This window comes from Streptomyces sp. NBC_00075 (assembly GCF_045041225.1).
Classification (GTDB): Bacteria; Actinomycetota; Actinomycetes; order Streptomycetales; family Streptomycetaceae; genus Streptomyces; species Streptomyces adonidis.
Genome location: NZ_CP108243.1, coordinates 5,570,192 through 5,595,270 on the forward strand (window position 1 = coordinate 5,570,192; position 25,079 = coordinate 5,595,270).

19 protein-coding genes are annotated in these 25,079 nt (G+C 68.2%); 8 read left to right on the forward strand and 11 right to left on the reverse strand.

Translation table 11 applies throughout. From position 1 onward, the window contains the following. Positions 1-17: 17 nt before the first annotated feature. From OG787_RS24175 to OG787_RS24185, 3 genes are all read right to left on the reverse strand, one after another. Complete coding sequence (locus OG787_RS24175) at positions 18-1,715, reverse strand: protein kinase family protein (protein WP_405536348.1); 1,698 nt, start codon at positions 1,713-1,715, stop codon at positions 18-20. 116 nt (positions 1,716-1,831) lie between these two features. Further along, positions 1,832-4,093, reverse strand: a complete 2,262-nt coding sequence (gene murJ, locus OG787_RS24180) for a murein biosynthesis integral membrane protein MurJ (protein ID WP_405536349.1) — start codon at positions 4,091-4,093, stop codon at positions 1,832-1,834. A 47-nt stretch (positions 4,094-4,140) separates the two neighbouring features. Then, positions 4,141-6,522, reverse strand: coding sequence for a DUF6049 family protein (locus tag OG787_RS24185; protein ID WP_369029128.1), 2,382 nt, complete (start codon positions 6,520-6,522; stop codon positions 4,141-4,143). A 219-nt stretch (positions 6,523-6,741) separates the two neighbouring features. Between OG787_RS24185 and OG787_RS24190 the strand changes: the two genes are divergently transcribed. Continuing rightward, positions 6,742-8,208 carry a CCA tRNA nucleotidyltransferase gene (locus tag OG787_RS24190; RefSeq protein WP_405536350.1) on the forward strand — a complete coding sequence of 489 codons (1,467 nt, stop codon included), beginning with the start codon at positions 6,742-6,744 and terminating at the stop codon, positions 8,206-8,208. A 116-nt stretch (positions 8,209-8,324) separates the two neighbouring features. Here the strand turns inward: OG787_RS24190 and OG787_RS24195 are convergent, their stop codons facing one another. The 4 genes from OG787_RS24195 to OG787_RS24210 form a co-directional block, all read right to left on the reverse strand. After that, positions 8,325-8,774, reverse strand: coding sequence for a hypothetical protein (locus tag OG787_RS24195; protein ID WP_369029126.1), 450 nt, complete (start codon positions 8,772-8,774; stop codon positions 8,325-8,327). A gap of 115 nt (positions 8,775-8,889) precedes the next feature. Further along, positions 8,890-10,152, reverse strand: coding sequence for an MFS transporter (locus tag OG787_RS24200; protein ID WP_369029125.1), 1,263 nt, complete (start codon positions 10,150-10,152; stop codon positions 8,890-8,892). A 119-nt stretch (positions 10,153-10,271) separates the two neighbouring features. Continuing rightward, positions 10,272-11,354 carry an inositol-3-phosphate synthase gene (locus OG787_RS24205; RefSeq protein ID WP_105970254.1) on the reverse strand — a complete coding sequence of 361 codons (1,083 nt, stop codon included), beginning with the start codon at positions 11,352-11,354 and terminating at the stop codon, positions 10,272-10,274. A gap of 43 nt (positions 11,355-11,397) precedes the next feature. Further along, entirely contained in the window at positions 11,398-12,084 is a 687-nt protein-coding gene (locus OG787_RS24210) for a PadR family transcriptional regulator (protein WP_369029124.1), read from the reverse strand. Positions 12,085-12,467: 383 nt separating this feature from the next. Between OG787_RS24210 and OG787_RS24215 the strand changes: the two genes are divergently transcribed. Next, positions 12,468-15,191 (forward strand): transglycosylase domain-containing protein, encoded by a 2,724-nt coding sequence (locus OG787_RS24215; RefSeq protein WP_369029123.1) that lies wholly within the window; start codon positions 12,468-12,470, stop codon positions 15,189-15,191. 153 nt (positions 15,192-15,344) lie between these two features. Beyond that, complete coding sequence (locus OG787_RS24220; RefSeq protein ID WP_405536351.1) at positions 15,345-16,853, forward strand: glycosyltransferase family 87 protein; 1,509 nt, start codon at positions 15,345-15,347, stop codon at positions 16,851-16,853. An 82-nt stretch (positions 16,854-16,935) separates the two neighbouring features. Here the strand turns inward: OG787_RS24220 and OG787_RS24225 are convergent, their stop codons facing one another. The 3 genes from OG787_RS24225 to OG787_RS24235 form a co-directional block, all read right to left on the reverse strand. Then, positions 16,936-17,967 carry an alanine racemase gene (locus OG787_RS24225; protein ID WP_369029121.1) on the reverse strand — a complete coding sequence of 344 codons (1,032 nt, stop codon included), beginning with the start codon at positions 17,965-17,967 and terminating at the stop codon, positions 16,936-16,938. 67 nt (positions 17,968-18,034) lie between these two features. After that, positions 18,035-19,156 (reverse strand): peptidoglycan bridge formation glycyltransferase FemX, encoded by a 1,122-nt coding sequence (gene femX, locus OG787_RS24230; RefSeq protein ID WP_235476844.1) that lies wholly within the window; start codon positions 19,154-19,156, stop codon positions 18,035-18,037. Positions 19,157-19,307: 151 nt separating this feature from the next. Then, positions 19,308-19,622, reverse strand: coding sequence for a hypothetical protein (locus OG787_RS24235; protein WP_369029120.1), 315 nt, complete (start codon positions 19,620-19,622; stop codon positions 19,308-19,310). Positions 19,623-19,887: 265 nt separating this feature from the next. Here OG787_RS24235 and rpsF point away from each other — a divergent pair, with 265 nt between their 5' ends. The 4 genes from rpsF (at position 19,888) to rplI (ending at position 21,626) form a co-directional block, all read left to right on the forward strand. Next, complete coding sequence (gene rpsF / locus OG787_RS24240; protein ID WP_006381649.1) at positions 19,888-20,178, forward strand: 30S ribosomal protein S6; 291 nt, start codon at positions 19,888-19,890, stop codon at positions 20,176-20,178. 80 nt (positions 20,179-20,258) lie between these two features. Then, a complete protein-coding gene (locus OG787_RS24245) occupies positions 20,259-20,867 on the forward strand; it encodes a single-stranded DNA-binding protein (RefSeq protein ID WP_369029119.1) in 609 nt (202 codons plus the stop codon). A 57-nt stretch (positions 20,868-20,924) separates the two neighbouring features. Next, on the forward strand, positions 20,925-21,161 hold the full coding sequence (rpsR, locus tag OG787_RS24250) for a 30S ribosomal protein S18 (protein ID WP_006381652.1): 237 nt from the start codon (positions 20,925-20,927) through the stop codon (positions 21,159-21,161). A gap of 18 nt (positions 21,162-21,179) precedes the next feature. Next, positions 21,180-21,626, forward strand: coding sequence for a 50S ribosomal protein L9 (gene rplI, locus OG787_RS24255; protein ID WP_006381650.1), 447 nt, complete (start codon positions 21,180-21,182; stop codon positions 21,624-21,626). A gap of 140 nt (positions 21,627-21,766) precedes the next feature. Here the strand turns inward: rplI and OG787_RS24260 are convergent, their stop codons facing one another. After that, positions 21,767-23,110 carry an MATE family efflux transporter gene (locus tag OG787_RS24260; RefSeq protein WP_369029118.1) on the reverse strand — a complete coding sequence of 448 codons (1,344 nt, stop codon included), beginning with the start codon at positions 23,108-23,110 and terminating at the stop codon, positions 21,767-21,769. A 454-nt stretch (positions 23,111-23,564) separates the two neighbouring features. Between OG787_RS24260 and dnaB the strand changes: the two genes are divergently transcribed. Further along, positions 23,565-25,040 carry a replicative DNA helicase gene (gene dnaB / locus OG787_RS24265; protein WP_369029117.1) on the forward strand — a complete coding sequence of 492 codons (1,476 nt, stop codon included), beginning with the start codon at positions 23,565-23,567 and terminating at the stop codon, positions 25,038-25,040. Positions 25,041-25,079: the final 39 nt, after the last annotated feature.

Below are 25,079 nucleotides of genomic sequence, written 5' to 3' on the forward strand. Positions count from 1 at the left end.
CCCCCTCCCTCTCAGCCTCAGCTGGTGACCTTGATGTCCGCCACCCGGCCGCGGTAGGTGCCCTCATTCGTCAGCGGGAGCTTGGTCAGCCAGATCAGAAGGTAGCGGGACTTGACGGCCTTGTCCGGCGAGAGCGCGACACTCGTGCCGGAACCCTCCGCGACCTTGCTGTAGGCGTCGAAGGAGGTGGGCTCCGAACCGGAGTCGCTGGAGGCGGCGCGCAGTTCGACGGACGTGTCGCCCACGAAGGAGACGGTGACCTTCCCGACGTCCTGGACCTTGCCGAGGTCGAGGATTATCCCGAGGCCCGGCTTCAGGTTCCCGAAGTCTGCACCGTTGTAGTAGTCCGTCTGCCAGTACGTGCTGGGGCTGCTGTCGTAGGTCTTGTCTATGTCCGACGGCTTCTCGGAGCCATCGCCGAACGGGTCGAAGTCCCGGGCATGGGCGATGGCGACCGGCGCGCTGGTGACCTTGTCCTTGTCACCGCTCTTGTCGCCGTCGTCTGTCGTCTGGGTCTGGTTCGTCTCGTCCGACTTGCCGCCCTGGTCCATGAGGGCGTCCGCCAACTGCCAGCTCCCCAGGCCCAGCGCGGCGATCAGCAGCGCGGACACGGCCCACTTGAGTGCCTTGCCCGTCCGGCTCTGGAGCGGGGGAGGCGGGGTGGGCAGGGGCTGCGTGACGCCCGGGCGGGGCGCCTGGCGGCCGTACGAGCCCTGTTGGTACGTGGTGCGTTGATACTCGGGCGGGGCCGTGAACACCGGCTCCGGCGGGCGGATGCGGGGCATCTCGCCGATCGCCTTGACCAGTTCCTCGGGCGTCGTGCACGCGGACTCGTGCCGCGAGGCGGTGGCGCCGTCGTTGGCGAGCGCGCGCATCGCGAGTTCCGAGAGGCCGCGGTGGACTCCGGCCCGCACCTGGTCGGGTGCGATGAGGCCGACGCCCTTGGGCAGCCCCGACAGGCCGTACGCGTCGCTCTCGTAGGGCCAGCGCTGCGTGAGGGCGGCGTACAGCAGGGCGCCGATCGCCTCCGTGTCCGTGCGCTGCGGGGTGTCGGAAGTGATGCCGCGCAGCGCTGCGTTGACCGCGAGGCCGCGCACGCGCCACTGGCCGGACGAACTCCGCAGGATGGTGCCCGGGGTCAGGCGCAGATGCGCGAGGCCCTCACGGTGGGCGGCAGCCATCGCGGAGGCGATCTGGCTGACCATCTGGTAGGCGTCGTGCGCCTCCAGCGGGCCGGCGGCCAGGAGCGCGGTCAGCTCCGTGGCGTCGGGCAGCCACTCGTGGACCACGTACACCAGGTCGTTCTCCTCGACGGCGTCGAGGACCTGCACGAAGCGGGGGTCGCCGAGCAGCGCCGATGAGCGGGCCGCGGCCAGCACGGAACGTGCCCGTGAGTGGTCCGCGGGCAGGATGTGCACGCCGACGGCGCGACGAAGTTTCTCGTCGACCGCGCGCCAGCTGCTGAATCCGTCCAGACGGGTGACGCACTCCTCCAGGCGGTAGCGCCTGGCGAGTTTGTGGCCGCTGTGCAGTTCGGGCGGTGAGGCCTTTTCGGGACTCTCGGTCCCGCCGCTCCCCTGTGCCTCGTCGTTCTCCGTGTCCCGCTCCCGGTTCTGGGCCACGCCGTCGGCCGTGGACTCGTCCGCCTGCGCGGTCAGCGGCTCGTCGCCGCTGTTGTCTGCCACGTCGACGGCAGCCGTGCTCCGTTCCGCCACCGTCGCTCCTGCCTCCCCATCCAATGCGAGCTTTCCGACGCCAAACCCAATTGTGCCCACAGTCCGCCGCTCTGCACGACACGCGGTGGCAGACGATGGTTGTGCTTGCCCTCGACTTACCGTCCCAGTCGCCCGCGCACCATACCCACCAACGAGTTGAGTTCTTCAATGCGCATACGGCGAGCGGCGACATAGAAGACGACCAGCAGGACGGCCCCGCCGCCGAGCAGGGAGGCGAACGAGCCGCCGACGCCCTGGCCGAGAGTGTGGCCGATGCCGTAGCAGGCCGCGCCGCTGAGCAGCGCGGCCGGTACCGAGGCGATGCCCAGCCGGGCGTAGGTCCGCAGGACGCGGGTGCCGTCGAGGTCGCCGCCGAGCCGCTTGCGCAGCCGGTTCCAGGCGACGCCGACACCGATCGCGTACGCGAGGCCGTACGAGGCCGCCATGCCGACCACGGCCCAGCGGGACGGGAGTACGAAAAAGCAGAGGGCGGAGGCCGTCGCGTTGACGGCGGCCACGATCACCGTGTTGTAGAAGGGCGTGCGGGTGTCCTCGTACGCGTAGAAGGCGCGCAGGACGACGTACTGCACGGAGTAGGGGATCAGGCCGAGGGCGAAGGCCATCAGCATGAAGCCCATGTTGGTGGCCTCGGTGGTGCCCGAGGAGCCGAAGATCAGAGTGCACATCGGGATGCCGAGGGCCACGAAGCCGAAGGCGATGGGCACGATCGCGACGGCGGTGGTGCGCAGGCCCTGGGAGATGTCGTCGCGGACCGCGCCGGCGTCGCCCTCGTGGGCGGAGCGGGCCAGCCGTGGCAGCAGGGCCGCCATCAGGGAGACCGTGATGATGGCCTGGGGCAGGCCCCAGACGAGCTGCGCGTTGGCGTAGGCGGCGAAGCCGGTGCCCTGGATCTTGGGGTTCTCGCCCGCGGCGGCGGTGGCCAGCTGGGTGACGACGAGGGCGCCCGCCTGGTTGGCGAGGACGAACAGGATCGTCCACTTGGCGAGCATCGCGGCCTTGCCGAGGCCGTGGCCCTTCCAGTCGAAGCGCAGCCGCATCCGGAAGCCGGTCTCGCGCAGATACGGGATCATCGCCAGGGCCTGTACGACGAGGCCGAGCAGTACGCCGATGCCGAGGAGCCGTTGGCCCTCCGGCGGGATGGTGGTGACCCCCATGCCGGAGTCCGCGGCGCTGCCGTAGACCCAGATGAACATGCCGAGGGTCACGATGATGACGACGTTGTTCAGGACCGGCGTCCACATCATCGCGCCGAACTTGCCGCGCGCGTTGAGGATCTGGCCCATCACGACGTGGATGCCCATGAAGAAGATCGTGGGCAGGAAGTAGCGGGTGAAGGTGACGGCGACCTCGTTGGCGGCCGGGTCGTCGGCGATCTTCACCGAGAGGGCGCGCACCAGCAGGGGGGCCGCGAAGACCGCGAGTGCGGTGAGCGTGCCGAGGGCCACCATGACGAGGGTCAGCAGGCGGTTGGCGTATGCCTCGCCGCCGTCGTCGTCCTCCTTCATGGCGCGCACGAGCTGCGGCACGAAGACGGAGTTGAGGCCGCCGCCCACGGTCAGGATGTAGATCATGGTGGGCAGTTGGTAGGCGACCTGGAAGGAGTCGCCCAGCATGCCGAGGCCGAGGGCCGACACGATCAGCGCGGAGCGGACGAAGCCGGTGAGGCGGGAGACCATCGTGCCCGCCGCCATGACGGCGCTCGACTTCAGCAGCCCCGCGGCACGACCGCTCTTCTTCGGGGCTGCCGGTGCGGCGGCGGGCGCTGTTTTGGGGGTGAGCTGCATCGTGGCGTCGGACGCCGGGCTCTGCGCCTGCGGCGCGGGGCCGTGGCCCGGGACGGGCGAGGGGGACGGGCCGGGCACCGCCGGGGGCTCCATGGGCTGCTGTCCGCCGCCCTGCTGCTGGTCCCGGAAGAGATGAGCGAAGGCGTCCGGCTCGTGCCGCTCCTCCCCGGCCTGGGTGACCAGGGCGTCGACGCCCACGTACTGGGTGGTGCGGGGGTCGTCGCCGTACGGCAGGTACTGCGTGGCTCCGTCCGGCTCGGGAGCCGGAGTCTGGGCCCAGACCTGGGGGTCGGGGGCGTACGGCGACCGGTCGGGCTGTCCGTAGAGCGGGGGCTGCGGCTGGTACGTCCCGGGGGGCGGCGGGGGGTGTGCGGCGCGGTCGTAGAGCGCCTCGGCCACCGGGTCCTGAGCGGAGAGGTCCTGTGCCCGGTACGGATCCTGGTTGTAGGCGTCCTGGAGGTACATGTCCGCGGGGGGCTGCGCCGGCACCTGGCCGTGCTCGGGCGGCGGGCCCTCGGGGTAGCCCGGGTCGCCCGCGCCCTGACCGCGGTCACCGTCGTACGGCGCGTTCATGGTTACCCCACCTCATCGTTCACCGGGCCCACCGGCCACGACATCGCTCAACGGTCCACTCTCTCACCCGTCCCGGACGGGTCTGCGCTTTCCGGTGCGGTGTCCGGCGTCGGGTCACTCGGCTGCTCCGGGGCGTCTGCCCGCAACGCGGTGTCCGACTCCCCCTGAGGACGGTTCTCGGGGCTGCCGTGGTTCTCGTCGTCCCTGTCGGTGCCTTCGGTCTCGTCCGTGGCTTCGTCCTCGGGTCCGTCGCCGGGCTCTTCGGTCCGGGCGGCGGCGCGCTTGCGCTGGGTGTACATGCGCAGGCCGGCGAGTACGAGCAGCAGGAAACCGCCGCCGATGACCAGCATCACCATGGCCGTGAACTCAGTGACCTTCACGTCGAAGGTGACAGCGGGTCCGTACTTCTGGCCGTCCTTCGTGTACAGCTGGGCGATCACCGTGACCGGGCCGTTGGCGTTGGACGACGTGGTGAACTTCACCGACTGGCTGTGCCCGCCGGAGACCTCGACGGGCTGCTCCTGGTAGTCCTCGTCACCGATCTTGAGCCGGGTCGGGTTCGTCGACGTGACTCGCAGCACGAGGTTGTCGACGGGCTGGACGAGGTTGTTCTGGACGGTCACCGGGATCGTGGCGCTGCCGCCGGAGAGCTTCGTCTCGGACTTCTTGATCAGCTTGACCTGGTCGGTCAGGACGTCGAGGTACGACTTCACGCCTTTGCGGAAGCTGTCCGCCGCGCCGGACCGGCCGCGCCAGGAGGTGGCCATCTCCCGGTTGATGGCCCGCCCGAAGGGGGTCTCCACGCGGGTCCGGTCGGTCAGGATGATCTTGAAGTTGTCGAGCTTGTCCTGCGTGGTCGCGATCTGTGCGAAGGCCGACTGCGGCAGCTGGTGTCTGCGCAGGGTGGCGGGGTACGAGGACGCCGAGGGCACCTTGGTGGTGGCGCCCGGGTCCGGCTTGGTGTCGGCGGTCGGGGTGAGTTCCTGCGACTGGGACCAGTTCGCGTTCTGGAGGGCGGTGACCGCCTCCGCCATCGTCTGGGCCTGGCTCGTGGACGGCATGCGCTGCGGGGCGACGACGACGGTGCGCTGCTTGTTGGTCTGGAGGGTGGTCGTCAGGCTCTGGGCGAGGAACTTCTGCACCGCGAGCGTGGAGCCGTCGGCGTTCGTCATGTCGCCCTGGAAGGCCGTGGACAGCCGGGTGTCCGCGACGACCGCCGTGGTGCCGCCGCCGATGGGGCGGGCGGCGGAGGGCGTGTACGGCAGGTCGCCGGTCTCCTTGAGGCTGTCGCTGCGGGCGATCACCTTGTCGGCGCCCGCCGAGGTGGCGATCTTGACGATCGACGGGTCGATGGCACCGTTCACCGGCCAGGCGAAGTCGGTGCTCGGGGTGACGTGGAGGATCGTCTCCACCGTGCTGGCGGCGACATCCGTGGCGCTCTTGAGGTGGCTCAGGGTGCCGGTGACGTTCTTGCCGTTGTGCGCGATGGAGGCGAGGTCGGGGTCGGCGAAGGGAAGGGCGACGACCTCCTTGCCCGCGACCGCGTCCTGGAGTTCGGCGAGCCACTGCTTGGCGACCGTCTGCCCGGTGCCCGGTGTCGTGGCGCCGTCGGCGCCCTGGACGCCGTAGGTGCCGATCATCGCGTCGACGGAGGCCAGCAGGTCGGGGTCGATCACCCAGGTGACGTCGAGGTCCTTGCCCAGGGTGAGCAGCTGGTCCAGGCGGCCGCCCGGGGAGATCTCCGTGGTGAGGTCGTCGTTGAGGAAGACGGGCGTCTGCTGCTCGCCCGGGCCGGTCTCAGCCGTCATGTGGACCGTGGAGATCAGCGGCCACAGAACCGTCGTCCGTGTCCGGGTGTCCGCCTCATCGGGCTGCCACGGCAGGAACGTCCGCTGGATTCCGAGCACCTGCTCGTACGGTTCCGCGGCGGTCTCGCCGGACAGGGAGACGCCGAACTGGTAGACGCCGTCCTGGCCGAGGTCCAGCTTGTCGACCGGTACGGAGATGGTGAACGGCTGGGCGACGCCCGGAGTGAGCCTCGAGAACTTCTCGACGTACTTGCCGCCGATCTCCGTCCCGTCGGCTCCCGGTACGTAGTCGGTGCGTGCGGCGACGTCGTCGATCCCCGAGCGGGTGGTCAGCAGCTGTCCCACCCGCAGGTCCACGTGGGCGTCGGTGACGGCCCGCTTGCCCTTGTTGAGCACTGTGCCGGACACGGTCAGCGTGTCGCCGTCCGTGGGGGCGCTGGGGGTGAGCGTGTCGACGGAGACGACCACCGGGTCCGACCCGGCGGCGTACGCGGGCTGTCCGGCGGGGAGCTGGAGGAGACCGGCCAGCAGGGGCGCTCCCGTGAGCAGCACTCCGGCCCGCCGGAACCACCGGCGTGCGGGAGAGGTAGTCAGCCTCGGGAAGTCTGCCGCCTCGGCCACGCGTTCGCCCGTCCCTAGTCGTCAGTGGTCGTCGGAATGTGCGTCCACGCATGGTAACGATGCGCGCTGAGGGGAAGTGCCGCGGACTGCTCCACAAGATCGTGGAACACCGTCCGGCTGTCCTCTATGTGCCTGTATTGATGGAGGAGTCCCCGCTGGCGGGCGTGGACGTTTTATGGAGGCGCGGGCCGTGGCCCGGGCCACGTACCCTTTTCTGTTGTGCCGAACGCCAACGAAGACAATTCCAGCGCCCTGAGCCAGGTGCAGCACCGCGCGGTGAGTGAGCTGCTGCGGGTGGCCCCGGTCGCCGACGACCTTGCCCGCCGTTTCCAGGAGGCCGGGTTCTCGCTCGCCCTGGTCGGCGGCTCCGTCCGGGACGCGCTGCTGGGCCGGCTCGGCAACGACCTGGACTTCACGACCGACGCCCGTCCCGAGGACGTACTGAAGATCGTGAGGCCCTGGGCGGACTCGGTGTGGGACGTCGGGATCGCCTTCGGGACCGTCGGGGCTCAGAAGGACGCCCGCGTCGGAGACGCTGATCGGCGCTTCCAGATCGAGGTGACCACCTACCGGTCGGAGGCGTACGACCGGACCTCGCGCAAGCCCGAGGTGTCGTACGGCGACTCCATCGAGGAGGATCTCGTCCGGCGCGACTTCACGGTGAACGCGATGGCCGTGGCGCTGCCGGAGAAGGAGTTCATCGATCCGCACGGTGGACGCGAGGATCTGGCACGGCGGGTGCTGCGTACCCCGGGCACGCCCGAGGCGTCCTTCTCCGACGACCCGCTGCGGATGATGCGGGCCGCGCGGTTCGCCGCCCAGCTCGACTTCGAGGTGGCCCCCGAGGTCGTCACCGCCATGACCGAGATGGCCGGGCGCATCGAGATCGTCTCGGCGGAGCGGGTACGGGACGAGCTGAACAAGCTGGTCCTGTCCGCGCACCCCCGCAAGGGCCTGACGTTGCTGGTGGACACCGGTCTCGCCGACCACGTGCTGCCCGAGCTGCCGGCCCTGCGTCTGGAGCGCGACGAGCACCACCGGCACAAGGACGTCTACGAACACACGCTGATCGTTCTGGAGCAGGCGATCGAGCTGGAGCAGGACGGCCCCGACCTCGTCCTCCGCCTCGCCGCGCTGCTGCACGACATCGGCAAGCCGCGTACGCGCCGCTTCGAGGAGGACGGGCGGGTCTCGTTCCATCACCACGAGGTGGTCGGGGCGAAGATGACCAAGAAGCGGATGACGGCGCTGAAGTACTCCAACGAGCTGGTGAAGGACGTCTCACGTCTGGTTGAACTCCACCTGCGCTTCCACGGGTACGGCACCGGGGAGTGGACGGACTCGGCGGTCCGCCGTTACGTCCGGGACGCGGGCCCCCTCCTCGACCGCCTGCACAAGCTGACCCGCTCGGACTGCACCACGCGGAACAAGCGCAGGGCCACGGCACTCTCGCGTGCGTACGACGGCCTGGAGGAGCGCATCGCCCAGCTCCAGGAGCAGGAGGAGCTGGACGCGATCCGTCCCGACCTCGACGGCAACCAGATCATGGAGATCCTGGGCGTCGGACCCGGACCGGCGATCGGGCAGGCGTACAAGTTCCTGCTCGAACTGCGGCTGGAGAACGGGCCGATGGAGCAGGAGGCGGCGGTGGCGGCGCTGAAGGAGTGGTGGGCCGAGCAGGGCTGAGGCCGTGAAACGGCGGTGATGTTTCACGTGAAACATCACCGCCGGAACGCGCAGAGGGCGATGTTTCACGTGAAACATCGCCCTCTGCGCGTGTGGGCCGCGTCAGCCCGGACTGCTCAGACCTCCTTGAGGCAGAGCACGACGTCGTGGCTGCTGCCCTGCTGGTAGTAGGAGATCGTCGCCTCGGTGACGGCCTCGCACTTGTCGGCGTCACTGGTGTTGTCGAACTTCTGGACAACCTTGTACTGGGCGTCACTGGAGGTGCAGTCGACCTCGTTGAGGTCGGGGCTCGTGTCCGTACCGTCGTTGTGCATGCAGGAGCCCACCGACGTCGTCTCGGCGTCACTCTGGCCGAAGTACCACTTGCCACCGGCGATGGCTATCGCGACGACGATGAACACGCCTATGCGCAGCAGCTTCTTGCTGAAGCGCTTGGCCGGCGCGGGCGGCGGGACCGGAGCTCCCTGGAACGGGGCACCCTGGTGCGGCGGGTACGGCGCCTGGGGCGCCGTCGGCTCGACAGGGGCAGGGGTGTTCGGGTTCTGGTCCTGCGGCGGAGTGGTCACTCGGGGGTCCCCCTTGGCTATGGGTGTGCTTGGTGCGAAGTAAGACGCACGTAAGTTACCGGGACCCACTGACAACTCTGTAGCTCAGAGAGTCTCTGTGGCCTTCATGTGACACTTACCGGTGTTCAAAGCGGGCCATAGCCCCAGCAATTGCCCCGTAGATAACGGCGATTGTGACCAACAGAGACACCGAGCGGCCGTCGGAGGGCAGCATCAGGGCCGCCACTCCGGCCGCGCCGACGAAGGCGACGTTGAACAGGACGTCGTAGAGGGAGAAGATCCGGCCGCGGAAGCCGTCGTCGACGGAGGACTGGACGATCGTGTCCGTGGCGATCTTCGAGCCCTGGGTGACGAGGCCCAGGACGAACGCCGCGATCAGCATGGGCACTTCGGTGAACGCCAGGCCGAGCACGGGCAGCAGGACCGCGGCCGCTCCGGCGCACACCATGATCCAGCCGACGGGACCGAGCCGTCCGGCCGCGGCCGGGGTCATCACGGCCGCGACGAAGAAGCCCGCCCCGGAGATCCCCACGGCGAGGCCCAGCAGGGCCAGCCCGTCGTCGGAGCCGTCCGACCAGGCGTACCGGCAGAGCATCAGCACCATGACCGTCAGGGCGCCGTAGCAGAACCGCATCAGCGTCATCGCGGCCAGCGACCAGGCCGCCTCTCTGCGCCCCGGTTCGGCGAGGTGCCGTACGCCTGCCGCCAGGCCGCGCGCGGTGCCGGTGAGCGCGGCCGCCAGCCGGGGCTGCACCAACTCGGGGTCGGGTCCCAGCAGTTCCCGGCCGAGGCGGAGGGAGGCGAGCGACGAACAGAGGTACAGGGCCGCGCCCAGGAGGACCACCGCGGCGTCGGAGTCGGAGGCCGCCAGTCGTACGACGAAGGCGAGTCCGCCGCCCGCCGTGGCCGCGAGCGTGCCGGCCGTCGGGGAGAGCGAGTTGGCGATCACCAGACGGTCGTCGTCGACCACGCGCGGCAGGGACGCCGAGAGTCCGGCCAGCACGAAGCGGTTGACGGCGGTGACGCAGAGGGCGGAGACGTAGAAGAGCCAGTCGGGGACATGGCTCAGCATCAGGACGGCGGTCAAGCATGCCAGCAGGGCGCGCAGCAGATTGCCGTACAGGAAGACCTGGCGGCGTCGCCAGCGGTCCAGCAGGACGCCCGCGAAGGGGCCGACCAGGGAGTACGGCAGCAGCAGGACCGCCATCGCGGAGGCGATCGCCGCCGCCGAGGTCTGCTTCTCCGGCGAGAAGACGACGTAGGTGGCGAGTGCGACCTGGTAGACGCCGTCGGCGCCCTGGGAGAGCAGCCGTACGGCGAGCAGGCGCCGGAAGTTCCTCAGACGCAGGAGTACGCGCAGGTCACGTACGACAGCCATGGGGCACAGCCTCACATACGAGGAGGGTCCCCGGGCGGATGACCCGGGGACCCTCGACGGGCAGGAGCGACAAGCCTGTGGGAGCTCGAACGGCGCTGGACTCCTCTCAGCGCACGACCTCAGCGCTCGACTTCGCCCTTGATGAACTTCTCGACGTTGTCCCGTGCCTCGTCGTCGAAGTACTGGACCGGCGGGGACTTCATGAAGTAGCTCGACGCGGAGAGGATCGGGCCGCCGATACCGCGGTCCTTGGCGATCTTCGCGGCGCGCACGGCGTCGATGATGACGCCGGCGGAGTTCGGGGAGTCCCAGACCTCCAGCTTGTACTCCAGGTTCAGCGGGACGTCACCGAACGCGCGGCCCTCCAGGCGGACGTACGCCCACTTGCGGTCGTCGAGCCAGGCCACGTAGTCGGACGGGCCGATGTGGACGTTGTCGGCGCCCAGCTCGCGGTCGCGGATCTGGGAGGTGACGGCCTGCGTCTTGGAGATCTTCTTGGACTCCAGGCGCTCACGTTCGAGCATGTTCTTGAAGTCCATGTTGCCGCCGACGTTCAGCTGCATCGTGCGGTCCAGGACCACGCCCCGGTCCTCGAACAGCTTCGCCATCACGCGGTGCGTGATCGTGGCGCCGACCTGAGACTTGATGTCGTCGCCGACGATCGGGACGCCAGCCTCGGTGAACTTGTCCGCCCACTCCTTCGTACCGGCGATGAAGACCGGGAGGGCGTTCACGAAGGCGACCTTGGCGTCGATGGCGCACTGGGCGTAGAACTTCGCCGCCGCCTCGGAACCGACGGGCAGGTAGCAGACGAGGACGTCGACCTGCTTCTTCTTGAGGATCTTGACGACGTCGACCGGTTCGGCCTCGGACTCCTCGATGGTCTCGCGGTAGTACTTTCCGAGACCGTCGAGGGTGTGGCCACGCCGGACCTTCACACCGGTGTTCGGTACGTCGCAGATCTTGATGGTGTTGTTCTCGGAGGCGCCGATGGCGTCCGCCAGGTCGAGGCCGACCTTCTTGGCGTCCACGTCGAACGCGGCGACGAACTCGATGTCCTTGACGTGGTAGTCCCCGAACTGCACATGCATGAGGCCCGGGACCCTGGACGCCGGATCGGCGTCCTTGTAGTACTCGACTCCCTGTACCAGCGACGCGGCGCAGTTGCCCACGCCGACGACGGCTACGCGAACCGAACCCATTCGGTTGCTCCCTGTGTGTACGAGTGAGGCCCTGGCAGGGGCCTCACGTGGCGGTGTCGTCGGACGGACCGGTCCGGGAGTCGTCCTCCCGGGACCGGGGCAGGCCGCCCGGCGCTCCAGATGTGGTGTCCTGCGAGTCGGGTTCCCCGGAAGCGGCACCCTTGAGGTCCCGTCCCGCCCGCTCGCTCTCGATCAGCTCGTTCAGCCAGCGCACTTCGCGCTCCACGGACTCCATCCCGTGGCGCTGGAGCTCGAGGGTGTAGTCGTCGAGGCGCTCCCGCGTACGCGCCAGAGAGGCGCGCATCTTCTCCAGACGCTCCTCCAGCCGGCTGCGACGGCCCTCGAGCACGCGCATGCGTACATCGCGGGACGTCTGCCCGAAGAAGGCGAAACGAGCGGCGAAGTGCTCGTCCTCGTACGCGTCCGGGCCCGTCTGCGAGAGCAACTCCTCGAAGTGCTCCTTACCTTCCGCCGTCAACCGATAGACGATCTTGGCGCGGCGCCCAGTGAGGGGAACGGCGAGCGCGTCCTCCGACGCGCCTCCGGACTCCTCGATCAACCAGCCGCTCGCGACGAGCGTCTTGAGGCAGGGGTACAGCGTGCCGTAGCTGAAGGCGCGGAACACACCCAGTGATGTATTGAGTCGTTTCCGCAGCTCATAGCCGTGCATCGGTGACTCGCGGAGCAGGCCGAGGACGGCGAACTCGAGGATTCCGGAACGCCGGCTCATCGTCGCCTCCTTTCTCCCACGGTCCGACCGTGACGTCTCCGGCACTGTTTATGCCGAGCTGATGTATCGACTCGATACATCTAGACGATAGAGCGGCCCTGTGGATGCGACAAGAGGGGAGGTGGTGAACGGGATCACATCACCGATTCGTAGGAAGCAAGTTGCCTGATTTGGGGTGAACTTCGGTGCTAGGCGGGTTTTGACGGTGCGTAGTCTGTGCGGCATGCAGTCCACCGGGAACCGAGTGACGTTTGGGGACGTCGTCGTGCTTGGTGCGGTACGGGTGAATGCGAACACGGCCGCATCCGTACTTGGGGGGGACCGGAAACCAGCCGCCGTTTCCAGGCGCGCGCGGGTGCGCCTGCCCAAGGAGTAATCGTTCGATGAGCGAGCACCGTCGCAAACCGCCGCAGCCGCAGGGAGGCGGACGTGCCGCGGCCCGACGCGGCCAGTCCGGCTCGTCCTCCGGCCGCCGTGCGGCACCGCGGGGCGCAACCGAGTCTCCTTCCGATTCCTACGGATCGGGTTCCTACGGGTTGGGTCCCTACGGAGCCGAAGGTGACGAGCGCCAGTCCGGAGGGCGCGCCGAGTCCCGGCGCGCCGCGCAGAGAAGTACTGGTGGACGTCGCAGAGGGGCCGAGGACGGCGGACGCCGCGGCGGTCCCAGCGGCCCGAACGGACCCGGGCGCGGCAGAGGCCGTGCGGCCGGTCCCCCGCCCAAGAAGCGCTTCATCGACTATCCGCGCGCGGGCAAGTACGGAGCGGCACGCTGGATGCCGTCCTGGCGGCAGGTGACGGGGCTGTTCATCGGCTTCGTCGGCAGCCTGGTGGCGGTGGCCGGTATCGGCTACGCCCTGGTGGGCGTGCCGGACGTCGCCAAGGCCGCCAACGCCCAGAACAACGTCTACTACTGGGCCGACGGCAGTCAGATGGTCGCGACCGGTGGTGAGACGAACCGTCAGATCATCGGCTACGAACAGATCCCCGCGTCGATGCGGTACGCCGTGATGTCGGCCGAGAACAAGACGTTCGAGACCGACAGCGGCGTCGACCCGATGGGTATCGCCCGGGCCCTGTTCAACATGGCCAAGGGCGGTCAGACACAGGGTGGTTCGACGATCACCCAGCAGTACGTGAAGAACGCCCGCCTGGACGACCAGTCGCAGACGCTCACGCGCAAGTTCAAGGAACTGTTCATCTCCATCAAGGTCGGCGCGAACGTCAAGAAGGAGGAGATCATGGCCGGTTACCTGAACACCGGCTACTTCGGTCGTGACTCCTACGGCCTTCAGGCGGCCGCGCGCGCGTACTTCAACAAGGACGCCAAGGACCTCACCCCCAGCGAGTGCGCCTTCCTGGCCGCGGTGCTCAAGGGCGCCACGTACTACGACCCGGCCGGCAACGTGGCCGTCGACCCCGTGAACGCCACTCCCGAGAAGAACCGCAAGCGGGTCGAGGAACGGTGGGAGTGGATCCTCAACGAGGAGGTCAAGGACGGGCGCATGACCGCGGTCGACCGGGCCAAGATCACGACCTTCCCGAAGATCCAGAGCCCGCGTTCCAACACCGCGCTGGGCGGCCAGGTCGGCTACCTCGTCGACCTCGCCAAGGGCTACCTCATCAACAACACCGACAAGACCGGGATCACCGCCGACCAGTTGCAGCAGGGCGGCTACTCGATCTACACGACCTTCGACAAGAAGAAGGTCGCGGCGTTGGAGAAGGCGGTCACGAAGGTCCAGAAGGCGAACATCAAGCCCAAGGAGCGCCCGGACACGGACAAGTACGTCCAGTTCGGCGGCGCCTCCGTGGACCCGGCGACGGGCGCGATCAAGGCCATCTACGGCGGTGAGGACGCGACCAAGCACTTCACCAACAACGCCGACACGACGGGCGCCCAGGTGGGTTCGACGTTCAAGACGTACGTACTCGCCGCCGCGATGAAGTGGGGCGTACGGGATCCGGAGCTGGGGGCGACGCAGGCACAGGACGAGCGGACCCAGGTCTCTCCGGAGAGCATCTACAGCGGCAAGAACAAGCTCAAGATCGAGAACTACGACGGCACGATCTGGAAGGACAAGGACGACAAGGAGTGGCTGCAGCGCAACGACGGCGACGAGTCGTACAACGCGCCCAGCTTCCGGATCGACCTGCGTGAGGCGATGCGGGTCTCCTCCAACTCCGCCTACGTCCAGCTCGGTATGGATGTCGGCCTGGACAAGGTCAGGGAGTCCGCCACCGATGCGGGCCTCCTCGACAGCAGCCTGGCCAGCGCCGACTTCCCGTCGTTCTCGATCGGTACCTCGGACCCGAGTGCGATCCGCGTGGCCGGCAGTTACGCGACCTTCGCGGCGAGCGGCAAGCAGAACAACCCGTACTCGGTCGAGAAGGTGACCAGCAAGGACGGCACGGTCTTCGATCACAGGAAGATCGCCAAGGCCAAGCAGGCGTTCACCGCCCAGGTCGCCGACAACGTCACCGACGTCCTCAAGACCGTGGTCGACGACGGAACGGGTACGGCGGCCCAGCTGACCGGCCGTGATGTGGCCGGCAAGACCGGTACCACCGACGGCAACAAGTCGGCCTGGTTCGTCGGCTACACCCCGCAGCTGTCCACCGCGATCAGCATGTTCCGGATGGACGACGACGAGACCAAGAAGAACCGCGAGTTCCTGGAGATGTACGGCACGGGTGGCCAGGAGAAGATCCACGGCGCCTCGTTCCCGGCCGAGATCTGGCACGACTACATGGAACAGGCGCTCAAGGGCACACAGGTGAAGAAATTCCCGACGCCCGAGCCCTACGGCGAGGTCGTCGACGAGGACCCGCTGCCGAGCCCGACTCCCTCCATCACCGAGACCGAGGAAGCCACCCCGACACCGAGCCCGACGCCGACCGACGAGATCGAGATCTCTCCGTCGCCCACACCCAGCCAGACCTGCGGCACCTTCGACGTCAACTGCGACGACACCGGAGGGACCGAGACGGGCGGCACGGACGACGGCACCACCGACGGCGGAGTGACATCGAGTCCATCGGCCACGGAAAGCGAGGAAGAAAGCAACGGCAACGCGAACGGGAACGGCAGCGGAGGCATCTTCGGCTGACCGAGCGGTTGGCCGAAACAGCGTCCGGCGCGGGTGTTTCACGTGAAACACCGATCCGATTCACGTTGTTTCACGTGAAACATGGGGCCGTCGCACCGACCAGGTGCGGCGGCCCTCGGCGTACTCCTAGGTGCGTACGGCAGGATGAGGCCCATGCCCAGTGCAGAGACGACGCAAGCGAGCGTGCGCGAGCCGGACCCGGTACGGCCGACCAAGGACGACGAGATCGCCGTGGCCGGCAGTGAGCTGATCGGCGGCCCCATCGGCCGCCGCGCCCTGTTGGGGACGTCCTGGTGGACTCCGGTACGGGTGGTAGCCCTCGTGGCGATCGGTATGTTCGCCCTCGGCCTGGTCCAGAAGGCGCCCTGCTACAACGGCGGCTGGTTCTTCGGGGCCAGCACGCAGTACACACACGCCTGCTACTCCGACATCCCGCACCTCTACCAGGGCCGTGGCTTCGCCGACGGCCTGGTGCCGTACTTCGACAAGCTCTCCGGCGACATGGAGTACCTCGAATACCCGGTGCTGACCGGCGTGTTCATGGAGGTGGCCGCCTGGCTCACGCCCGGCAGCGGCACCATCCAGCACCAGGAACAGTGGTACTGGTTCGTCAACGCCGGAATGCTGATGGTGTGCGCGGCGATCATCGCCGTATGCGTGGCGCGTACCCACGCGCGGCGCCCCTGGGACGGTCTGCTGGTCGCCCTGGCGCCCGCCTTCGCGCTGACCGCCACGATCAACTGGGACCTGCTGGCGGTCGCTCTGACGGCCGCGGCGATGCTGATGTGGTCCCGTGGGCGGCCCCTCGCCTTCGGCGTCCTGCTGGGGCTCGCCACGGCCGCCAAGCTCTATCCCTTCCTGCTGCTGGGCCCGCTGTTCGTGCTGTGCTGGCGCGCGGGCAAGTGGCGGCCGTTCGGCACGGCACTGGGGGGCGCCGTGGTCGCCTGGGTCGCCGTGAACCTGCCGGTGATGGTCTTCGCCTTCGAGGGCTGGTCGAAGTTCTACACGTTCAGCCAGGAACGGGGCGTCGACTTCGGTTCCTTCTGGCTGATCATCGCCCAGCGCTTCGACTATCCGTTCAGCACCGAAACCGTCAACACCTTCGCGACGCTGCTGATGCTGGCCTCGGCCGTGGGTGTCGCGGCACTCACGCTGACCGCCCCGCGCCGGCCGCGCTTCGCCCAGCTGGCCTTCCTGATCGTCGCGGCCTTCATCCTCACCAACAAGGTCTACTCACCCCAGTACGTCCTGTGGCTGGTCCCCCTCGCCGTACTGGCCCGCCCGAAGTGGCGGGACTTCCTGATCTGGCAGGCGTGCGAGGTCGCGTACTTCCTGGGGATCTGGATGTACCTCGCCTACACGACCAGCGGTGACGCCCACAAGGGCCTGCCCACCGAGGGCTACCAGTTCGCCATCGCCGCCCACCTCGTGGGCACGCTGTACCTGTGCGCCGTGATCGTGCGGGACATCCTCATGCCGGAGCGGGACGTGGTGCGCCGGGCCGGCGACGACGATCCGTCCGGGGGTGTGCTCGACGGCGCCGAGGACGTCTTCGTACTCGGCGCCGCCGCCCGTCCGCCGCGGCACGCCGCGCACTTCGACGGGCCTCAGGTGGAGTGGGGCAGCCGGCCGGTACGGGAGGACGAGGAGCGTTCGCTCTGAGCGAACGCGGCAGGGAAGGGCCATGCGAAAGGCCGTACACGGAGTCCGTGTACGGCCTTTCGCATGACGCGCGGCTGTGCGGTCAGCGGTCGACGATCCGGTCGAACTGCGTGGTGGTGTGCCGCAGATGGGCCACCAGTTCTTCGCCGACCTTCGGCTCCGGGGCGTCCGAGGGCACGAAGAGGATCGAGACCTGCATGTGCGGCGGCTCGGCGAACCAGCGCTGCTTGCCGCCCCAGACGAACGGGGAGAGGTTCCGGTTGACGGTGGCGAGACCGGCCCGGGCGACGCCCTTGGCGCGCGGCATGACGCCGTGCAGCGCCTTGGGGGCCTCCAGGCCCACTCCGTGCGACGTACCGCCCGCCACGACCACCAGATAGCCGTCCGAGGCCGCCTTCTGCTGCCGGTAGCCGAAGCGGTCGCCCTTGGCCACACGGGTGACGTCCAGGACCGCGCCGCGGTACTCAGTGGCCTCGTGGTCCCCCAGCCACAGCCGCGTGCCGATACGGGCGCGGAAGCGGGTCTGCGGGAACTGCTGCTGAAGCCGCCCGAGATCCTCGGCCTTGAGATGGCTGACGAACATGGTGTGCAGCGGCAGCCGGGCCGCCCGCAGCCGGTCCATCCAGCCGATGACCTCTTCCACGGCGTCCGAACCGTCGGTGCGGTCCAGCGGCAGGTGGATCGCGAAGCCTTCGAGGCGTACGTCCTCTATGGCGGCGTGCAGTTGGGGCAGTTCCTGCTCGGTCACACCGTGGCGCTTCATGGAGGACATGACCTCGATGACGACACGGGCGCCCACGAGGCCGTGCACGCCGTCCACCGACGACACCGAGCGGATGACGCGGTCGGGCAGCGGTACGGGCTCCTCGCCCCGTCTGAAGGGCGTCAGCACCAGCAGGTCGCCGCTGAACCAGTCCTTGGTCCGCGCGGCCTCGTACGTCGTACCGACGGCCAGGACGTCCGAGCCCAGCCGCGTGGCCTCCTCCGCCAGCCGCTCGTGCCCGAAGCCGTAGCCGTTGCCCTTGCAGACCGGGACGAGCCCCGGGAACTGCTCGGACACGTGCTTGTGGTGCGCACGCCAGCGCGCGGTGTCGACGTAGAGCGTGAGCGCCATGGCCGGGACCTGGAACCTTTCTCGTGGCTGCGATCTATTCAGGGGTACGAACGGAAATTCAGGGACATCAGCGGCGCGACATGTAGATGTCGAGTGCCTTGTGGAGCAGCTTGTTGAGCGGGAAGTCCCACTCGCCGAGATACTCGGCAGCCTGCCCACCGGTGCCGACCTTGAACTGGATCAGACCGAAGAGGTGGTCCGTCTCGTCCAGCGAGTCCGAAATGCCGCGCAGGTCGTAGACGGTGGCGCCCAGGGCGTAGGCGTCGCGCAGCATCCGCCACTGCATGGCGTTCGAGGGACGGACCTCACGGCCGATGTTGTCCGAGGCGCCGTACGAGTACCAGACGTGCCCACCGACGATCAGCATCGTCGCCGCCGACAGGTTCACTCCGTTGTGGCGGGCGAAGTAGAGCCGCATGCGGTTGGGGTCCTCGGTGTTGAGGGCCGTCCACATGCGCTGGAAGTACGACAGCGGGCGGGGCCGGAAGTGGTCGCGCACCGCCGTGATCTCGTACAGCCGCTGCCACTCCTCCAGGTCGTGGTAACCGCCCTGGACGACCTCGACACCGGACTTCTCGGCCTTCTTGATGTTGCGGCGCCACAGCTGGTTGAAGTTCTGGTGGACCTCTTCCAGCGAACGGTTCGCCAGCGGCACCTGGTAGACGTAGCGAGGCTGTACGTCGCCGAAGCCGGCCCCGCCGTCCTCGCCCTGCTGCCAGCCCATACGGCGCAGCTTGTCGGCGACCTCGAAGGCGCGCGGCTCGATGAAGTCGGCCTCGATGTCGCGCAGCCGCTTCACGTCCGGGCTCTGGATGCCGGCCTTGATGGACGGGGCGTCCCAGCGCCGGATGATCACCGGCGGGCCCATCTTCACGGAGAAGGCGCCCTGCTGCTTCAGGTGCGCCAGCATCGGCTGGATCCAGTCGTCGAGATTCGGCGCGAACCAGTTGATGACCGGGCCCTCGGGCAGATACGCGAGATACCGCTTGATCTTGGGCAGCTGGCGGTAAAGCACAAGACCCGCGCCGACGATCTCGCCGGTCCGGTCGTCGAACCACCCGAGGTTCTCGGAGCGCCACTCCGCCTTGACGTCGGCCCAGGCCGGAACCTGCATGTGGCTCGCCGACGGCAGGCTCTGGATGTACGCCAGATGCTGCTCTCGGCTGATCGTCCTCAGGGTCAGGCTCATTCGGGGCGCTCCTCGGGCTGGTGTGTCCCCATGGGTACAGGGGCTCCGGCTCTCGCGCCGAAGCCTACTGCGCCCTGCGAGCGCCTCGTCTGGCCGTATGGCACCTGTGCCCCGGTCCTGCGTCGGCCGGGGCACAGGTGCACGGTCCGCGTCAGCCGATCACGCCGCCGAAGAGGCCGCCGTGCGCCATGCCGAGGAAGAAGCCGATCGCTGCGGCGCCGAGGCCCAGAATCAGCCCGAAGCGTTCACGGGTCGTCTCCGAGACGAACTGTCCGTACGCGCCGGTGAGGATCCCCACCAGGCCGGTCCAGGAACTGAGCAGATGCAGACTGTGGAACATCGCCGTGACGAAGGCGGTCACCCCGAGCACCAGGGTCACAGCGAGGAGGCTGTCCTGGAGCGGATGGGGCTTGCCGTCGGTGGCGAAGAGGGATCCGGCGGTGTTGGGTCGCAATGCCTGTGCCATCTGGCACCTCCTGCGGAAGGCGGCGCATCGTAGCGCCATACACACCCGATGTGTACAGATTGACGGTCACAGGGGGCTGATTTCAACCGGAAGCCGCTGTGCGGGTACTCTGTACCGTCTGCACCGGTGTCTGCCCTGGCCATGACGAGGAATCCCTTCCGGGAACTCCGATTGTCAGTGGCCGCGGATACCGTTGCGTACGCATCAACAACCCTCCTGCCACGGAACGACCGTGGCCGCTGAGTCCAAAGGAGGTGGGTTCCACATGCGTCACTACGAAGTGATGGTCATCCTCGACCCCGAGCTGGAGGAGCGCGCTGTCGCCCCTCTGATCGAGAACTTCCTCTCCGTCGTCCGTGAGGGCAACGGAAAGGTGGAGAAGGTCGACACCTGGGGCCGTCGTCGTCTCTCGTACGAGATCAAGAAGAAGCCCGAGGGCATCTACTCGGTCATCGATCTGCAGGCTGAGCCCGCGATCGTCAAGGAGCTCGACCGCCAGATGAACCTGAACGAGTCGGTCCTCCGGACCAAGGTCCTCCGCCCCGAGACCCACTGAGCCTCCCGCTCAGCCGGTCCCGGGAATTCGAGTAGCAGCACCAAAAGCAGCCAGCAGCAAACCCGCCGAGAGGTTCCCCTATGGCAGGCGAGACCGTCATCACGGTCGTCGGCAATCTTGTCGACGACCCCGAGCTGCGCTTCACCCCCTCCGGTGCGGCGGTCGCGAAGTTCCGTGTCGCGTCCACGCCCCGCACGTTCGACCGTCAGACGAACGAGTGGAAGGACGGCGAAAGCCTGTTCCTGACCTGCTCGGTCTGGCGTCAGGCGGCGGAGAACGTAGCGGAGTCGCTCCAGCGAGGCATGCGCGTCATCGTGCAGGGCCGGCTGAAGCAGCGGTCCTACGAGGACCGTGAGGGCGTCAAGCGCACGGTCTACGAGCTGGACGTCGAGGAAGTCGGCGCCAGCCTGCGCAGTGCCACGGCCAAGGTCACCAAGACCGCCGGCGGTGCCGGCCGCGGTGGCCAGGGCGGTTACGGCGGCGGTGGCGGTGGCGGCCAGCAGGGCGGCGGCTGGGGTGGAAACTCCGGCGGCGCTCCGCAGGGCGGCGGCGCTCCGGCCGACGACCCCTGGGCGACCGGCGCTCCCGCCGGTGGCAACCAGGGCGGCGGCGGTGGCGGCTGGGGTGGAAGCTCCGGCGGCGCCAGCGGTGGTGGTGGCGGCGGCTACTCGGACGAGCCCCCCTTCTAGGCCTTCGGGCCGAGGGCGGGTCGTACCCACACTTCTTGATCACACAGGAGAAACACCATGGCGAAGCCGCCTGTGCGCAAGCCTAAGAAGAAGGTCTGCGCTTTCTGCAAGGACAAGGTCCAGTACGTGGACTACAAGGACACGAACATGCTGCGGAAGTTCATTTCCGACCGCGGCAAGATCCGTGCCCGCCGCGTGACCGGCAACTGCACGCAGCACCAGCGTGACGTCGCCACGGCCGTCAAGAACAGCCGTGAGATGGCGCTGCTGCCCTACACGTCCACCGCGCGATAAGGGAAGGGTGACCGACTAATGAAGATCATCCTGACCCACGAGGTCTCCGGCCTCGGTGCCGCGGGCGACGTAGTCGACGTCAAGGACGGCTACGCTCGCAACTACCTGATCCCGCGGAACTTTGCGATCCGCTGGACCAAGGGTGGCGAGAAGGACGTCGAGCAGATTCGTCGCGCTCGCAAGATCCACGAGATCCAGACCATCGAGCAGGCCAACGACATCAAGGCCCGCCTCGAAGGCGTCAAGGTCCGTCTGGCCGTCCGCTCCGGCGACGCCGGTCGTCTCTTCGGTTCCGTCACCCCGGCCGACATCGCCACGGCGATCAAGGCTTCCGGTGGCCCCGAGGTCGACAAGCGCCGCATCGAGTTGGGCTCCCCGATCAAGACGCTCGGCGCCCACGAGACGTCCGTGCGCCTGCACCCCGAGGTTGCCGCCAAGGTCAACATCGAGGTCGTCGCTGCCTGAGCCCAGCGCTCACTGAGCAGTTGTGGGGCCGCACCCTCCGGGGTGCGGCCCTTCTGCTTGAGCTGGGCGCACCCGATGTTTCACGTGAAACAGCAGGAATCCGGTCGATGTTTCACGTGAAACAGGGAGCCGAGGCGGTCTCAGCGGGTCGCGCCCGTGACCATCCAGCGGCCCGAGCGGGCTCGCAGCCACAGGGTCAGCATGCGGACGGCCATCATGAGAGTCATCGCTCCCCAGAGGGCGGTGAGGCCGCCGCCGAGATTCGGGACGAGCAGGGCCACCGGTGTGAAGGCGGCGAGGGTGACCAGCATCGCCCGGGCCAGATAGGGACCGTCGCCCGCGCCCATCAGTACGCCGTCAAGGACGTAGACGATCCCGCAGATCGGTTGTGCCAGCGCGACCACGAGCAGGGCCGGCAACGCGGCGTCCTTGACCACGGAGTCACTGGTGAACAGCGGCAGGAACAGCGAACGGCTGACGATCACCAGCAGACCGAGGACGACTCCCGTGGCGATGCCCCACTCGACCATGCGGCGGGAGGCTTCGCGGGCACCCTGGGTGTCGTTCGCGCCGAGGTATCGCCCGATGATGGCCTGCCCTGCGATGGCGATCGCGTCGAGCGCGAAGGCGAGCAGGCTCCACAAGGAGAGAATGATCTGGTGTGCGGCGACGTCCGCGTCTCCGAGTCGTGCGGCGACGGCCGTGGCGATCATCAGTATCGCCCGGAGGGACAGCGTGCGGACAAGGAGGGGTGCGCCCGCCTGGGCGGAGGCCCGTATCCCCTTGGTGTCGGGGCGCAGTGAGGCGCCGTGCCGCCGGGCACCGCGGACGACGACCGTGAGATAGGCCGCCGCCATGCCCCACTGTGCGATGACGGTGCCCCAGGCGGAACCGGCGATGCCGAGATCCGCGCCGTAGACGAGGCCCGCGTTCAGGGCGGCGTTGGCGACAAAGCCCGCGATGGCCACGTACAGCGGGGTCTTGGTGTCCTGGAGCCCGCGCAGAACGCCGGTGGATGCGAGGACGACGAGCATGGCCGGGATGCCGAGCGCCGAGATCCGCAGATAGGTGACCGCGTACGGGGCCGCGGTGTCCGAGGCGCCGAAGAGGTCCACGAGTGCGGGTGCCGAGGGCAGGACGACGGCGATGACGGCGGCGCCGAGCAGCAGGGCGAGCCAGATGCCGTCCACGCCCTGCCGGATGGCGGCTTGGAGATCACCTGCCCCGACGCGTCGGGCGACGGCGGCCGTGGTGGCGTACGCGAGGAAGACGAAGACGCTGACGGCTGTGGTGAGGAGGGCGGACGCGATACCGAGTCCGGCGAGTTGAGCTGTGCCGAGATGGCCGATGATCGCGCTGTCGACCATGACGAAGAGAGGCTCGGCGACGAGTGCGCCGAAGGCGGGGACGGCCAGTGCGACGATCTCTCGGTCGTGCCGGCGCCGGGTCGCCCTGGGTGCAGTTGGAGCCTGTGTCATGACCACCAATCTAATCTTCCACAGGTAAGAGATGCAATGTGGTTGTGACTATTACCTCTCCTCCTGGGGTGCGCGCCGCCGCGTGCCGTTCGCGGAGATCTTGGCCCAATGGGGAAACTTTTTCTTCTGCACAGCCGGTGGATGGGAAACATGCTGGTCAGAAGCGGTTTGTTGGAAGTCGCGAAAGCTTGTTCACAGGGCTGTCCACCGGGTCGTGCACAGGTTTTGCCGAGTTCTCCACAGCATCCGGGCCGTCGTCCACATGGCCTGTGGATAACCAGATTGGCTGACGGTGCCGACGGGCCTACGGTGGTGCGGCGCCCGCTCCCTTCCCTCGGCCTCGGAAACGTCACAAAACCGACGCGCCGGAACCGGAGTTGGGCCTCTTATTTGTCAGTGCCGTGCCGTAGAACAGAGAGGCACGGCGAGGTCCGCTCGGCGGACGGGAGGAGGTGGCTCGGTGAGTATTTCCGAGCCCTTGGACGACCCGTGGGCCGACAGCGGTCCCAGTGATCGTCTGCCCGCCTCCCGGCAGCGCCGCGAAGGGGGCCGGAGCCGCGACGAACAGCACGACCGCGGCCGCGAGAACGGCGCGTGGGAGAGCGAGGGCACGTCCTTCGAGCGGGTACCACCGCAGGATCTCGACGCCGAACAGTCCGTCCTCGGCGGCATGCTTCTGTCCAAGGACGCGATCGCCGACGTCGTCGAGGTTCTCAAGGGCCATGACTTCTACCGGCCCGCGCACGAGATCGTCTACGGGGCGATCCTCGACCTCTACGCGAAGGGTGAGCCGGCCGACCCCATCACGGTCGCGGCCGAACTCACCAGACGCGGCGAGATCACCAAGGTCGGCGGCGCACCCTATCTGCACGCGCTGGTGCAGACGGTGCCGACGGCGGCCAACGCCGAGTACTACGCGGAGATCGTGCACGAGCGCGCGGTCCTGCGGCGTCTGGTCGAGGCCGGAACCCGCATCACCCAGATGGGATACGCGGCCGACGGGGACGTGGACGAGATCGTCAACAGCGCCCAGGCCGAGATCTACGCGGTCACCGAGCAGCGCACCACCGAGGACTATCTGCCGCTCGGCGACATCATGGAAGGCGCGCTCGACGAGATCGAGGCGATCGGCTCGCGTTCGGGGGAGATGACCGGTGTGCCCACCGGGTTCACCGACCTCGACCAGCTCACCAACGGTCTGCACCCTGGACAGATGATCATCATCGCGGCCCGTCCCGCCATGGGTAAGTCGACGCTGGCGCTGGACTTCGCCCGTGCCTGTTCGATCAAGCACAACATGCCGAGCGTGATCTTCTCCCTCGAAATGGGCCGCAACGAGATCGCCATGCGTCTGCTGTCCGCCGAGGCACGCGTGGCCCTTCACCACATGCGCTCCGGCACGTTGACCGACGACGACTGGACCCGGCTCGCCCGCCGGATGCCGGACGTCTCGGCCGCGCCGCTGTACATCGACGACTCCCCGAACCTGTCGATGATGGAGATCCGTGCCAAGTGCCGTCGTCTCAAGCAGCGCGCGGACCTGAAGCTCGTGGTCATCGACTACCTCCAGCTGATGCAGTCCGGCGGCAAGCGTTCCGAGAGCCGCCAGCAGGAGGTCTCCGACATGTCGCGAAACCTGAAGCTCCTGGCCAAGGAGCTGGAGCTGCCGGTGATCGCGCTCTCGCAGCTGAACCGTGGCCCCGAGCAGCGCACGGACAAGAAGCCCATGGTCTCCGACCTGCGTGAGTCCGGCTCGATCGAGCAGGACGCGGACATGGTGATCCTGCTGCACCGCGAGGACGCGTACGAGAAGGAGTCACCGCGCGCGGGCGAGGCGGACATCATCGTCGGCAAGCACCGAAACGGCCCGACGGCGACGATCACGGTCGCCTTCCAGGGCCACTATTCGCGGTTCGTGGACATGGCCCAGACGTAGGGCCGGTGCAGGGGGCCTGCGACAAGGGGGAAATGCGCT